This is a genomic window from Anabaena sp. WFMT (genome assembly GCF_051781005.1).
Taxonomy (GTDB): Bacteria; Cyanobacteriota; Cyanobacteriia; order Cyanobacteriales; family Nostocaceae; genus Anabaena.
Genome location: NZ_JBPWOA010000032.1, coordinates 151636 through 164788 on the forward strand (window position 1 = coordinate 151636; position 13153 = coordinate 164788).

The 13153-nt window shown below is 38.7% G+C and carries 15 protein-coding genes; 6 read left to right on the forward strand and 9 right to left on the reverse strand.

From position 1 onward, the window contains the following. Nucleotides 1–86: 86 nt before the first annotated feature. Nucleotides 87–425: a hypothetical protein gene (locus ACSQ6I_RS20835; RefSeq protein WP_438892202.1), complete on the forward strand. Its 339-nt coding sequence runs from the start codon at nt 87–89 to the stop codon at nt 423–425. Between the two features lie 453 nt (nt 426–878). Here the strand turns inward: ACSQ6I_RS20835 and ACSQ6I_RS20840 are convergent, their stop codons facing one another. The 9 genes from ACSQ6I_RS20840 to ACSQ6I_RS20880 form a co-directional block, all read right to left on the reverse strand. Beyond that, complete coding sequence (locus ACSQ6I_RS20840; protein WP_438892203.1) at nt 879–1826, reverse strand: F0F1 ATP synthase subunit gamma; 948 nt, start codon at nt 1824–1826, stop codon at nt 879–881. 163 nt (nt 1827–1989) lie between these two features. Continuing rightward, entirely contained in the window at nt 1990–3507 is a 1518-nt protein-coding gene (gene atpA, locus ACSQ6I_RS20845) for a F0F1 ATP synthase subunit alpha (RefSeq protein ID WP_438892204.1), read from the reverse strand. Nucleotides 3508–3582: 75 nt separating this feature from the next. Then, nucleotides 3583–4137: an ATP synthase F1 subunit delta gene (gene atpH / locus ACSQ6I_RS20850; protein ID WP_438892205.1), complete on the reverse strand. Its 555-nt coding sequence runs from the start codon at nt 4135–4137 to the stop codon at nt 3583–3585. Beyond that, a complete protein-coding gene (locus tag ACSQ6I_RS20855) occupies nt 4134–4685 on the reverse strand; it encodes a F0F1 ATP synthase subunit B (RefSeq protein ID WP_438892206.1) in 552 nt (183 codons plus the stop codon). Before ACSQ6I_RS20855 ends, atpH begins: the two co-directional genes overlap by 4 nt. A 111-nt stretch (nt 4686–4796) precedes the next feature. Next, nucleotides 4797–5288 carry a F0F1 ATP synthase subunit B' gene (locus ACSQ6I_RS20860; protein WP_015213884.1) on the reverse strand — a complete coding sequence of 164 codons (492 nt, stop codon included), beginning with the start codon at nt 5286–5288 and terminating at the stop codon, nt 4797–4799. Between the two features lie 147 nt (nt 5289–5435). Next, nucleotides 5436–5681 (reverse strand): ATP synthase F0 subunit C, encoded by a 246-nt coding sequence (gene atpE / locus ACSQ6I_RS20865; protein ID WP_010994186.1) that lies wholly within the window; start codon nt 5679–5681, stop codon nt 5436–5438. A gap of 162 nt (nt 5682–5843) precedes the next feature. Then, a complete protein-coding gene (gene atpB, locus ACSQ6I_RS20870) occupies nt 5844–6602 on the reverse strand; it encodes a F0F1 ATP synthase subunit A (RefSeq protein ID WP_015213883.1) in 759 nt (252 codons plus the stop codon). A 131-nt stretch (nt 6603–6733) separates the two neighbouring features. Further along, complete coding sequence (locus ACSQ6I_RS20875) at nt 6734–7264, reverse strand: ATP synthase subunit I (protein ID WP_438892207.1); 531 nt, start codon at nt 7262–7264, stop codon at nt 6734–6736. 108 nt (nt 7265–7372) lie between these two features. Beyond that, entirely contained in the window at nt 7373–8557 is a 1185-nt protein-coding gene (locus tag ACSQ6I_RS20880; protein ID WP_438892208.1) for a class I SAM-dependent methyltransferase, read from the reverse strand. A 732-nt stretch (nt 8558–9289) separates the two neighbouring features. Here ACSQ6I_RS20880 and ACSQ6I_RS20885 point away from each other — a divergent pair. From ACSQ6I_RS20885 to ACSQ6I_RS20905, 5 genes are all read left to right on the forward strand, one after another. After that, complete coding sequence (locus ACSQ6I_RS20885) at nt 9290–9868, forward strand: hypothetical protein (RefSeq protein ID WP_438892209.1); 579 nt, start codon at nt 9290–9292, stop codon at nt 9866–9868. Nucleotides 9869–9871: 3 nt separating this feature from the next. Continuing rightward, nucleotides 9872–11644 (forward strand): hypothetical protein, encoded by a 1773-nt coding sequence (locus ACSQ6I_RS20890; protein WP_438892210.1) that lies wholly within the window; start codon nt 9872–9874, stop codon nt 11642–11644. Between the two features lie 95 nt (nt 11645–11739). Further along, nucleotides 11740–12066 carry a barstar family protein gene (locus ACSQ6I_RS20895; RefSeq protein ID WP_438892211.1) on the forward strand — a complete coding sequence of 109 codons (327 nt, stop codon included), beginning with the start codon at nt 11740–11742 and terminating at the stop codon, nt 12064–12066. 326 nt (nt 12067–12392) lie between these two features. Continuing rightward, nucleotides 12393–12758 carry a papain fold toxin domain-containing protein gene (locus ACSQ6I_RS20900; protein WP_438892212.1) on the forward strand — a complete coding sequence of 122 codons (366 nt, stop codon included), beginning with the start codon at nt 12393–12395 and terminating at the stop codon, nt 12756–12758. A 13-nt stretch (nt 12759–12771) separates the two neighbouring features. Then, nucleotides 12772–13152 carry a hypothetical protein gene (locus ACSQ6I_RS20905; protein WP_438892213.1) on the forward strand — a complete coding sequence of 127 codons (381 nt, stop codon included), beginning with the start codon at nt 12772–12774 and terminating at the stop codon, nt 13150–13152. The last annotated feature ends 1 nt before the right edge of the window (nt 13153 follow it).

Genomic DNA, 13153 nt, shown 5'->3' on the forward strand with positions numbered 1-13153 from the left:
TTAATTTTCTGCGCTAAACTAAATTTATCGGGATCATCTCTGGCGGTAGATTCAATTAATCATCTATCTTCATCACTTCAGTTATAATGCCTTCAGAGCCTAACAAATCACTCGAAATCCAGGATATCATCGGACTCAAAGCGCAACACTTCGCAGACTTAATCAGAACTGCACAATTGGTTTTTGATCCTGCGGCAGGACTTACTGGGAGAAATGTAAAAATTGACTGGGAAGACTTTGGTATTCCTGGTGATGTTGCTGTTAATCTCAAAGAACTTGGTCAAGAATATCAGTATGCTTCTCCTCATCTTCCCCCTGAAGTTGTTTGGAGTAAGTTAACCACAGCATCTCGTATTTGGTTTATTGAAAATAAAGATAGTTTGTGGCGGTTTGAAGAACTTTTCCCTGCACTTGACGAAGACTAAAAAGGGTTTGCTGAAAAGTCTTTTCGTTAGGGCTAGGAGTCAGGAGTCAGGAGTCAGGAGGAAGAATTAGAAGGAGATCAGAATAGTCTCGAATCTGGGTAAATGAATGGTTTTTGATGATTTCATCGCTTATTACTTGCACCTTCTCCTACTTTTTTCAGCCTGAAACTGTTGACATATCTAGGTTTTTGGTTTATATGGCTTACGCCACGCTACGCTATCAGCAAACCCTAAAAAGCTGAATAAATTTCAGGAATACACGTTGAAAACAGGATGCAATAATTTTGTATCCTATTTTCCTATGTAATATTAAAAATAGGCTTCGCAGTCATAGATTAAATATAAAAATTTCAAGTAATTGTTGACGTAGGATTTTTAGATTAATAAACCAATAATTGATGATTGGCTATGGTTCATTTAATAATTACCCATTACCAATCACCAATAACCTACTTAAGTTAAAGCCTCTGCACCACCCACAACTTCTAGGAGTTCCTGGGTAATTGCTGCTTGACGGGCTTTGTTGTAAGACAATGACAAGCTTTTTATCAATTCACCTGCGTTTTCGCTGGCGTTACTCATAGCTGTCATTCGCGCAGCTAATTCACTAGCTGCTGACTCTTGGAGCGATCGCAATAACTGATTACTCAGATACAATGGCAACAAAGAATCAAGAATTTGTACAGGGTCTTGCTCGAAAATCATATCACGAGGCAAGGCACGGGCTTGGCTGACCACTTTCTCCCGTTCTACTTGGAATTGACCACCACGGGTAGTTAAGCGGAAGATTTCGTCATCTGCTGCTTCTAAACCTTGGGTATCAAAAGGGAGTAAGGTTTGCACGACGGGACGAGAGCTAACCAAGGAAACGAATTTGGTATAAACTAGCTCAATTCGGTCTACTTTTTCTGATAGAAACAAAGAAAGTAGTTCGTCTGCAATATTAGTAGCTTCTGCTGCGGTGGGAATTTGTTCTAAACCGCTGTAGGTACCATCAATAGGCTGATTGCGACGCTGAAAGTATTGAGTGGCTTTGCGTCCAACAGTTACAAATCTGTAGTCTACACCTTCTGCCTTCAGTTCCTTGGCGCGATTTTCTGCTCTGCGGATGACATTACTATTGTAACCACCGCACAAACCACGGTCGCCAGTAATAACCAACAAACCGACTGATTTAACTTCGCGTTTTTTCAGTAGTGGTAGGTCTACATCTTCAAACCGTAGACGGGTTTGTAAGCCAAATAAGACTTGCGCCAAGCGGTCAGCAAAAGGACGGGTAGCAATTACCTGTTCTTGGGCGCGACGTACTCTGGCCGCAGCCACCAGCCGCATAGCTTCTGTGATTTTTTTGGTGTTTTTGACCGACTGAATGCGATCGCGTATTGCTTTGAGATTAGCCATAATCCGATTTTAGATTTTAGATTTTAGATTTTAGATTTGGAATTTCGGATTTTAGATTAGACTCATCTGCAAATAAGCATTACAGTATCTACTGCCAGGGCTAATGTCTAATTTTTGGATCAGTCTATTTCATCCAAAATCCAAAATCCAAAATCCAAAATTGCTATGCTGCTTGGAAGGTCTTCTTGAACTCGGTTAACGCTGCCTTTAAGGCTGTTTCTTCTTCGTCACCTAGTACTTTCTTGCTTTGTACTGCTTGGAAATATGCAGTGTTCACTGTCTTCAAGTAATCGCGTAGACCTTTAGCAAAGACGGTTACTTTGTTAACAGCAATGTCATCCAAATAACCATTAATACCAGCGTAAAGAACTGCTACTTGTTCTGCTACAGACAGTGGGTCGTTTTGGGGCTGCTTGAGGAGTTCCCGTAAGCGGACACCACGTGCTAATTGATCTTGGGTGGCTTTATCTAAGTCAGAAGCAAATTGTGCGAAAGCTTGCAAGTCATCAAACTGCGCTAATTCCAACTTAATCTTACCGGCAACTTTTTTCATTGCCTTGGTTTGTGCCGCAGAACCTACACGGGATACTGAAATACCGGGGTTTACAGCGGGACGGATACCAGAGTTGAACAAGTCAGAAGACAAGAAAATCTGACCGTCGGTGATAGAAATCACGTTGGTAGGAATGTATGCAGATACGTCACCTGCTTGGGTTTCGATAATTGGTAAGGCGGTCATGCTACCTTTACCCAATTCATCGCTCAATTTAGCGGCACGTTCCAACAAGCGAGAGTGGATGTAGAATACGTCTCCGGGATATGCTTCCCGTCCTGGTGGACGACGTAGTAGCAAGGACATTTGGCGATAAGCCTGGGCTTGCTTAGAAAGGTCATCATAAATTACTAAAGTCGCTTTGCCTTTGTACATAAAGTACTCAGCAATTGTTGCGCCGGTGTAGGGAGCAAGGTATTGTAAGGTGGCTGGGTCACTGGCGTTAGCGGCTACAACTACGGTGTAGTCCATTGCGCCTTTTTGTTGTAATGTTTGAACTACGTTAGCAACGGTGGAAGCTTTTTGACCGATGGCAACATAAACGCAAACTACATCTTCACCTTTTTGGTTGATGATGGTGTCAATAGCGATCGCTGTTTTACCAGTTTGACGGTCACCAATGATCAATTCCCGTTGACCACGACCGATGGGAATCATCGAGTCAATAGCGGTGATCCCGGTTTGCATTGGTTCGTGTACAGACTTACGGGCAATAATCCCAGGTGCTGGGGATTCAATCAAACGGGTTTCGGTGGTTTTTAAATCACCTTTACCATCAATGGGGCGACCCAAAGCATCGACAACGCGACCAACTAAGGCTTCACCTACAGGTACCTGAGCAATTCTACCAGTAGCAGTTACAGAGCTACCTTCTTGAATTTCCCGGCCTTCACCCATTAATACCGCACCAACGTTATCTTCTTCTAAGTTTTGGGCGATACCAATTGTGCCATCTTCAAATTCTAATAATTCCCCAGCCATAGCTTTTTCCAAGCCATAGATGCGGGCAATACCGTCACCAACTTGGAGAACAGTACCAACGTTAGCAACTTTAACCTCTTGGTCGTATTGCTCGATTTGTTGTTGGATAATGTTACTGATTTCGTCAGGTCTAATGGAAATGCTCATTATTTCTGTGCTTTTAGTTTTCTTTCGAGACGGAAGAAGTTAATGGTGATTGGTAATTGGTAAAAATCTTACCCATTACCCATTGTTTAAGCTTAGGGAAAGGCGACGTAGTTGACCGCGCAAACTAGCGTCTATTACCTGAGAACCCACTTTGATAATCACACCACCAATCAACTCGTTGTCTATCTTGGTTTCCAGTTCTACCTGGCGAGCATTGGTGATAGCGATTACTTTTTCTGTAATTGCTTGCTGTTGAGCTTCTGTCAAAGCTACCGCAGAAGTTACTTCTGCTAATACAGTTTGATTTAGCTGGCGCAACAGTACCAAATACTGCTGCAAAATTGCTTCCAAGCAAGAAATACGTCGTCTGTCAACTAACAGCAACAAAAAATTACGTAGGTAAGGACTAACGCCTTCCCCAAGTACTTGTTTGAGCAGATTCTTCTTGTTTTCAGCCTGAGTAAAGGGGTTGCTCAAATAGCTCTCTAGCTCTTTGCTGCCTGCCAATAAGCCGAGGAAAGTACGCGCATCTGTACCAAAATCTTCTGTTAAGTTTTTGGATTGCGCTAGCGACAACAGTGCCTGGGCGTAGGGCTGGGCTATTTCGGCTGTTGCTGCATTACTTCTCATACATTTCCTCCCAATTGTGCGATGCTGCGTTCAATTAAAACTTGTTGAGCATCGTCAGCAATTCCGCTCTTTAGTTGGGCTTCGACTTTTTGCAGTGCTTGAGCAACTACTTTTTGACGTAATTGAGCGATCGCTCTATCTAGTTCTGCACTCAAGTCAGCCGCCCCTGCTTCCTGCATACGGTCAATATCTATAGCAGCTTGTGCCAAGATAGCTTCTTTAGCAGCTTGGGCATTTTCTTGGGCTGATTTTTTAATTCTTTCAGCTTCTGCGGTAGCTCGATCTAGGTTTTGCTGCGCCTCTTTGAGTTTTTCGGCTGCATCCTTAGCTCTTTGCTCTGCACTCTTAATTGCTGTTTCAATATTGTCTCGACGAGTTTTGAGGATATTACCTACAACTTTCCGCCCGAAGACAAACAGCACAGTAATAATAATGGCCAGGTTAATCAGGTTAGTGTCTAAAATATTTGTGTTTAGACTAAACCCTCCTTCTGCCAATTCACCTCCGACGGCACTAGATTCGGCCATCAACAGTAAAAAAGTCCCCATGATTTTCTATCCACAACTGCGCTGCCAAAAATTTTTGTCAGTTGTCAGTTGTCAGTTGTCTTACTTAACGACTAATGACTAATGACTAATGACCAATAACTATTTTGTGAGTTAGCGCTGGTTAACTAAATCGGCTCCTAAAAGCTTTTCTAGCATTTGGCGACTGAGAGCATCAACTTGTGTTTCCAAGGAAGCTAAAGCTTGTTGTTTTTGCTGCTCAATTTCTCCAGCGGCTTGTTCTCTTTGTGCCTGGGCTTCTTGTTGCGCTGCGGCCATTTTCTGACCAGCGATTTTTTGAGCTTCGGCTTGAGCTTCAGCAACTATTGTTTGTGCTTGCCGTCTAGCTCCTGCTAGATCCTGCTCATATTGCTGTGCCAATTTTTCTGTTTTCGACAAACGTTCTTGGGCTTCTAATTGATTGCTACGGATGTATTCATTCCGTCCATCAATGGCATTGCCCAAGGGCTTGTAAAGAGTTGCGTTCAATATTAGGGCTAAGATTAGAAACTGGATTGCCATCAAAGGCAGGGTAGCATCTAGATCAAACAAACCCCCTTCTTTGGCAACTTCTTCTACAGCCAATAAGGTGATCCAGTGTGTCATGTTTGCTTATTCCTATCTACTATTTTAGTGCTGAGTCCTGAGTACTGAGTACTGAGTCCTGAGTTACTAGTTTTGAGTTATCTTTGTTAAACTCCCAACTCTTAACTTGTTCTTACTCAGCACTCATTACTCAGCACTCATGACTGATTATGCGAAGGGGTTAGCAAACAGTAGTACTAGAGCAACTACTAGACCATAGATGGTTAACGCTTCCATGAATGCCAAGCTCAACAGCAATGTACCGCGAATTTTGCCTTCAGCTTCTGGCTGACGAGCAATACCTTCAACAGCTTGTCCTGCTGCGTTACCTTGACCAATACCAGGGCCGATTGCAGCCAAACCAACAGCAAGAGCAGCAGCTAAAACGGAAGCAGCAGAAACTAATGGATCCATGATATTTTTCCTTTCTTTACTGAGTCGAATGGGTCTTGTAGTTGTCGTTTGTCAGTTTCGGGTTGACTGTTGACCGTTTACTGTTCACTGTTGACTATTTGCTGTCAACTGTCACTAGTTTTCTGTCAACTGTCACCTGAACATGACTATTTTCTGAAGGACTTAATGATGTCCTTCATGCTCTTCACCACCATGATGATCTTCCATCGCTTCACCGATGTAAGCAGCAGCTAAGGTGGCAAAAATTAGTGCTTGAATGGCGCTGGTAAATAGTCCCAAGGCCATTACTGGTAAAGGTACGAACAAGGGTACTAGCAGCACTAGCACTCCTACCACCAGTTCATCAGCTAAAATGTTACCGAATAAACGGAAGCTTAGGGACAGGGGTTTAGTGAAATCTTCAATAATTTTGAATGGCAACATAAACGAAACTGGTTGCACGTAGTTGCCAAAATACCCTAAACCCTTTTTGCTGAACCCAGCATAAAAATACGCTAAGGATGTCAACAAAGCTAAGGCAACCGTTGTGTTGATGTCGCTTGTTGGTGCGGTTAGTTCACCTTCTGGCAGATGAATTAGCTTAAAAGGAACTAGCGCCCCTGACCAATTTGACACAAAAATGAACAAAAACAAAGTGCCGACAAATGGCACCCAAGGGCGATATTCTTTTTCGCCAATCTGGTTTTTAGCCAAATCTCGAATGAATTCCAGGGCATACTCCATCAGGTTCTGTAGCCCACTGGGAATTCTTTTGATGTTACTGCTTGCCAAGACGGAAACCAGTACTAGCACACCAATAACAAACCATGAAGTGAGAAACACCTGGCCATGTAGCTTTAAGTTACCTATTTGCCAGTACAGATGTTTTCCCACTTCCAATTCGGCAAGTGGAACAGAGTAGAAATTCAGAAAATTCAGCATTTTCTTTCCAATTCAATCATTTCTCCAATATTACCTGGAGAGGAGGAGCCTTGTTAAGGTTGCCGCAGTTTTGGTAATTCAGCGCGGTCTTGGGGTTTCCCCCAGGAGCTACTGCGAACCCAGAGGGTGATTTAGCGCGGTCTTGGGGGGTTTTCCCCAGGATCTGCTGCCAACCCAGAGGGTGAGTCAGAGATAAACGCCACCCTAACTACGTAGATGATGAGCGTGGCTTTGTAGGTGAGAAATCCCAAAAATATGGGCAGTATTTGCAGTTGATCCAACCGCGAGGCTAGTAGAATCATTCCTACTAATAAAGCTAACCGAGTTTTACTCAGTGATTGTTTCTCTCTGCCCAAACGCTCAACATCTTTTGCCAACATCCTCAAGTAAAGCACACCTGCACACGCTCCTAATAAATAATTCAGGGCGATGTTTACTGAATAGGCAATCCATACAGAGATGAAAATAACCCCTGTCAGAACAAGTGTGATTACTAACAACTCTTTATAGAGTTGATAGAAGTCTTGCATGGAAGAGTCTACTGGTTCTGTGTTTTCAAAACCAGGTTGAGCATCTTGTTGGGTTGTCGGAGTCGGTGCAATTGATTCTTCTGACAAGCTCACAGGACTTGAAACCAGTAAAGCGGAATATGATGACTGCATATTCAGTCAGCTGAATCATATCACGATCCGGTAACAATACTTTAGGAAAAAACAATTAACTTCTTGGCATTGGTCATTGGCAACAGAATTACTTATTACTGATTTCTTTCATGAAGCGGGGGTTAGTAAGAGTAGTTGTTGTTTGATGAGATGTCTGACTCCGTTTAAGTCTAGCTCGATTTGGGCTAAAATGTCAGCCACTGTGGCATGACTATCACATTTTTGCATAAACTCAAACTCGGCTGGTGACAAGTTAACAATTTGGTAATCGTAATTAAATAAACATTGACTAGGAAAACCATCTATGCAAGGGTTAAGTTCGGGAATAGCGGCTAGTAGTATGTTATCTGCCGACCATTCGGTTTTGCTTAGGGGGGGACGACTGAGAAAAAATTCGTAATGGGTGACTTCTGGGTTTAGTAATTCTATCAGCCGATAACGTTCTCTTTGGCTCAATTCTTCTGCTCGTTCAATTAACTCTGGTGCTTTAGCCAATAGTCTTTCTAATTGCCAAAATTCAGGATTAGAGAAACCCACAAATTCTAACCCGGAAGCATCAATTAATTCAAATAGTGTATCAATGTTGTAATCCGTTTCCTGGGGATGTACATACATATCCGCAAAACATTCATCCCGCTGATTTTCCATTGCCCAACGTTCCTTTTCGCGTTTGACAATTCTATTATTTTCTGGTAGTGAAGCAAATATTTGTCTTCCAACTTGAACCCCATCGCGGTAGTCGCCTTTTTTGTTACCTTGGAGGAGTGCGATCGCTTTTTGCATGAGTTGAATTTCCCAGCGTCCCAATTCCCCATACACAAAAATGTGCATCAAACCACCAGGTGCGAGTTTTTTCGCTAAAGCCTGGATACCGCGAATCGGATCTGGCAAGTGATGCAATACACCCACACTATTAATTAAATCAAATTCTCCTGGTAACTGTTCCACATCATACAAACTCAGATGATGGAATTCTACACGGTCAGCACCAGAACTTTGACAGCGTTTTTTTGCTACTTCTAAAGTTCCCGCACTTAAATCAATTCCGACTACCTGCGCGTGGGGGTTGAGATGTACTAAATACTCTGTTCCCACACCCGAACCACAACCAGCATCTAAGATGCGGATATCTTGTTTTTGTGGTTTTCTACCTGTGCAGAAGTTGTAAGCAGCTAACCAATTCCAACGCCAATTATAACCAGGGGGTGGTTCATCGAGTATCGATTCTGGAGGGAATGGATAGGTATCGTAGAGTTTCGCAACAGCAGCACTTACGGTTTGGGAGTCGGACATGATCAGGATTAACGCAGCATTTCTGAGTTTAGCGGATTGGGGTAGTTAGGGCAAAGATTGATTATATAAATTCTCTACATTCGTAGGGGTTTAGCATTGCTAGACCCTGTTTATAGATATAGCTATTGATTACGTAATAATACTACTGTTAAGCTATGTATTAACAAATAAAATCTAATTTATACATTTTGCATCTAATTTTGATTAACAGGAGTATCTAAATGCCAGTAGGTTTACTTGAATTCGTGGAAAACCCTGAAAATCTTTGTCCAGTAATACTCTTGCTTGATACTTCTGGCTTAATGTCAGGAAAATATCACAGAATAAAAAATTACTGGGAGTTAGCTTAACGCACTTTGTTTCAACCCATGACAGAATAATTCTAAGTGATTTTAATGAAATTATTCCAAAACAAAGGTATATTTTTATGGGTAAGCGCGTGTTTGATTGATTAGATAACTCGTTTAGTAGTATACTGTCAGAGGTGGGGTAAATACTAAATATGTAAATAAAAGCAATAGGGTTGAAAGTATGATCGGAATCAGTTTAAATTTGCTTTAATTCCGTGTTTGTATAACAATACCTATGCCAATTTTCTAAATATAAGTCTGAAACCCAATAAAATCGTTACGATATCAATAGGGTTTCAGGGTTTTGGCGAAGGTATTGTGTATAACTTTCAAGCTAGAATCAGGTTTGCGACATAATTCATTTGAGAAGGTAATCTTCTATATGATCCAACTTTCCATAATACAACTACTTTATTTACTGTACGCTCAGGCTTATTCTGATGAGAATACAGTTACTAAAGGCGTTGTTAAATCCTATCTAACTAAAGAGTTACGGCAAGAAGCTGAACAAACCTATGAATACTTACTTGGACAAAAATTAATTGAATCACCTAAAAGGAATAGGCTTTCAGTTACCGATTTAGGGAAAAAAGCATTAACAGCTAATCTGAGAACTACTAAATATAGATTTGATACTGTAAAAGGACACAGAGTTATTAATACTATTGTAGATTTTCTTCAACAAAAGTCTTCTGATTTTTATGATTCATCTTCCATAGATGAAGAAATGGATTATGACACTTTTTTGGAAAAATTCAAGGAACTCTATTTTGCAGAAAGAAAGCAGCAAGAATTACGTGGAGTTGTTGCTATTCGTAGCAGAGAGATTTGTAGACAATTTAGTGAATTAAATTCTATTTCTCAACCACTTATAGATAAATACTTTAACAGACTTAAATCAACTGGTAAGGTATTTGCTGTTATCGACAAAAATGAAGAACTAATTCAATGGGCTGAGTGAACCATGCCAGAAGACGCAGGAAAGAAAAGATACATAAAAGAATTTCTTCAAAAAGTTGCTAATGGAACAGGATTTATTGAAGATATTAGGATTGAGCGTGCTATTCGAGAACCAGGAAGTGATGGAGAAGCCTCAACTGCTCGAAGTCTATCTGGAAGACAAATAACTAATGTCACTGAATTGCTTGAAGATGATCTCAAGCATACATTCGATGAAGGTCTTTTTACATTTAGATTTGTTGCTGCTTTAGTTGGTAGTGGAAAAAGTTCTCTCTTAAGTTATTTAAACGATTTAACTAAAACTAAAGCAACTTTTTTTAAGCATTCAATAGTTTTTGAGTTTCAACTTTCTGATATAACACCACGAGGTGATGACTTTGGTATAAAATTCTATTGCCATATTCTCGCTGAAACCTTTTGGCAATTATTAAAGAATGAAAATTTAGAACCGTCAGTTAGATTAGAGGCTAAAAATATATTAGATGAATATTTAGAAAAAGATCAAGTTGCTCAATTAACAAACGCAAATACACCAAAGCCATTTCGTAGTAAATTCAGAGAGTTAATGTATAAGTATGTAGATGAAGAATTTTTCTTTGATGTTATTGACAAAATATCAAATGTAGATCCAAAATTTACTTTTGTATATCTTGTAGATGAATTAGATGCTTTAGCGCAATTTCCAAACGAGACTAAAGAGACAAGATTAACTTTAAAAGAATTAATCAGAAGGGCATTTGATAAGTTTAGTTCAAAAATTCGTCTACTAATGTATATAGTGGGAACATCTGAGAATGTTGGTAACTTTCTAGAAGAAACTGTAATTCAAAGTCTTATTGGCAACAGGGTGATTAATTTAAATAAAGGTTATATTAATGAATTTGAGATAATTAAAGAAAAAATTAATAACCGAATCAAAGGTGCTTATAGCGGCTATAAAAATTTTAATGAAGCATGGGAAGAAATTGAGAATATCTCTATAAATTCTACAAAAACATTAAGAGAATTTTGTCAGAACTATGGTCATGCAATACTAGAAATTCATGCGAAATACTTCCCAGAAGCACCTGAACAGGCTTTTGAAGGAGATGCTCGAAATTTAATTGAGTCGCAATGCAGGCAACCGTGGGTTAAATTTCTAAACCAAAGAGCATATACTCTATCAGTTGTTTCCACTACAACTGTTCAAGAAAATCATGCTTTTGACTGCTATGTAGAATTGATGCACAATGGAGAGGCTGTTGCTAGAGCTTTTGGAGAGGCTAAGAACTATGAACTTTTGAGTAGTCATTTAAAGACATTTATCCAATGGTTAGAAGATGTCAAATTTAAGCCAGCGAAATCTGATGGAAATCCACCAGACTTAGCTTTTATGATTGCTCCTTCTTGTCCACCTCTCTTACAAAGAAAGTTGGAACTTAAAAATATTCAGTTTATACAATCAGAAAAAATAGTTAATGATTCATATGATGTTGTATTAGCAAACCCCCCATTTGAAAATAATATAAATTACACTCCTAACTGGATTTTTAGCAATTCTGGAAATAATACTACTAATACATATAATCCTATCAATGTTAATACAGCAAACAAGCTAGAATTAACGTCTGCTTTTAAAGGTACTGGTATTAAACAGGGAACTATTGATAAACTAATAAACAAACGACAAAAAATAAATTTAGACAATTTAGATAAAATGGTGGAAGCTCTAAAACTGACCCCTAATGTCAAACAGAAATTGCAAAATAAACTAGATAAAAACGAAATTTGTTTTTGATTAAATCATTAGATGATGTTTTAAATAGTCATGTAAAATAAATTTCAAATCTCAATATTTTACTAACAAATATTAAACAAAATATCCATAAAACAGTGGAACAAAGAGACGCACAGCCAGGAACAAAAGTTTTTTATCTTGATGGTAAAAAAGTTAATAGCAAACAAACATTTTTAAACCAAGCTGCTGAAGCAATGGAATTTCCTTCATACTTCGGCGCTAACTGGGATGCTTTTGATGAATGTATCACCGATTTAACATGGTGTCTGGCTCAAAGATATGTCATATTATATGATCATGCTGATATCTTTGCTCAAGCTGAACCGACACAGTACCAAATAGCATTGGATATTTTAAATTCAGCCAAAGAATACTGGGAAGCTAATAATATTCCTCTTAAGTTTTTAGTTATTAACAAATAGGTAAAGTTACATTTTCACTATTTGTAGATTGTTTGTTGTGGTTGTCTGAATCAGGATTACCAGGATTTAAGGATGTACAGGATTAGAATTTGTAGATTTTCTGTGAATATTTAATGATTATAAATTATGATTTAGAGAAAAATATATTTTATATTATTTACAAAAACCTATATTTTATAAAAAACATCCTGTTAATCCTCTAATCCTGGATATCCTGATTCAGACAAATAATGAAATTTATTCCCTGGCTTCCTCAATTCATGGTATTTTTACCCTGATTATAGTCTTCTATATTTTTTATAATCTGGCTAAAAATATCTTACCTCATGACTAATAATGATATTGTCCGTCAACTACATGATATAGCCGAACAATTTCATATTTTTGAATGTGTTCCTTGTGCTATAGCTTTGCGTCAATTCCTGATTAATCAGAAAATACCTGGTAGAGAAATTAACTTGTTTACAGGAAGTACAGAAGACCCATTCTGTAATATCTACCATGAAGTTTTACAACAAAATATCTCCATTAACGGTAGACATTATGCTATTGCAATAGAAATTAATGGACAAGAACTAATTTTTGACAACATTCACCCTGAAGGAATTTCTAAGGTAAACTGGATAAATAACTTATATTGCGTTATACAAGATTTAGGTGGAGAATTTCAAATCACTGAAACAGAATTTTAACCAGAGGAATATCATGTTAGATTTATACGATTTAATCCGCAATATCCAAAAACGTCCAGCTATGTATTTAGGAAAATCAACCATCGCTAACCTTCGCACCTTTATCGCTGGTTACAGTTTTGCACGTCGTCAAATGGAAATACCTCAAACTTCTCAAGAACAAGAATTTTCAAATTTTCAAACTTGGATACAACAAAAATATAATGTTGCTTATAATCAAACCTGGGATCAGATAATTTTATTTTTTTCTAAAGATGAAAATACTGCTTTTGAGGAATTTTTTAAATTATTTGATGAATTTACACAAATAAATTCTGTATCTCGACAGGAAGAAAATATAAAAGTAAGTTCAGTCAGTCAGTATCACGTAATCTTTGAAAATGGTCTTTCTTGAT

Bases quoted from the DNA above. Each gene is read 5' to 3' on its own strand.
- ACSQ6I_RS20835 (WP_438892202.1), top strand. From the start codon at position 87: ATGCCTTCAGAGCCTAACAAATCACTCGAAATCCAGGATATCATCGGA.
- ACSQ6I_RS20840 (WP_438892203.1), bottom strand. From the start codon at position 1,826: ATGGCTAATCTCAAAGCAATACGCGATCGCATTCAGTCGGTCAAAAAC.
- atpA (WP_438892204.1), bottom strand. From the start codon at position 3,507: ATGAGCATTTCCATTAGACCTGACGAAATCAGTAACATTATCCAACAA.
- atpH (WP_438892205.1), bottom strand. From the start codon at position 4,137: ATGAGAAGTAATGCAGCAACAGCCGAAATAGCCCAGCCCTACGCCCAG.
- ACSQ6I_RS20855 (WP_438892206.1), bottom strand. From the start codon at position 4,685: ATGGGGACTTTTTTACTGTTGATGGCCGAATCTAGTGCCGTCGGAGGT.
- ACSQ6I_RS20860 (WP_015213884.1), bottom strand. From the start codon at position 5,288: ATGACACACTGGATCACCTTATTGGCTGTAGAAGAAGTTGCCAAAGAA.
- atpE (WP_010994186.1), bottom strand. From the start codon at position 5,681: ATGGATCCATTAGTTTCTGCTGCTTCCGTTTTAGCTGCTGCTCTTGCT.
- atpB (WP_015213883.1), bottom strand. From the start codon at position 6,602: ATGCTGAATTTTCTGAATTTCTACTCTGTTCCACTTGCCGAATTGGAA.
- ACSQ6I_RS20875 (WP_438892207.1), bottom strand. From the start codon at position 7,264: ATGCAGTCATCATATTCCGCTTTACTGGTTTCAAGTCCTGTGAGCTTG.
- ACSQ6I_RS20880 (WP_438892208.1), bottom strand. From the start codon at position 8,557: ATGTCCGACTCCCAAACCGTAAGTGCTGCTGTTGCGAAACTCTACGAT.
- ACSQ6I_RS20885 (WP_438892209.1), top strand. From the start codon at position 9,290: ATGATCCAACTTTCCATAATACAACTACTTTATTTACTGTACGCTCAG.
- ACSQ6I_RS20890 (WP_438892210.1), top strand. From the start codon at position 9,872: ATGCCAGAAGACGCAGGAAAGAAAAGATACATAAAAGAATTTCTTCAA.
- ACSQ6I_RS20900 (WP_438892212.1), top strand. From the start codon at position 12,393: ATGACTAATAATGATATTGTCCGTCAACTACATGATATAGCCGAACAA.
- ACSQ6I_RS20905 (WP_438892213.1), top strand. From the start codon at position 12,772: ATGTTAGATTTATACGATTTAATCCGCAATATCCAAAAACGTCCAGCT.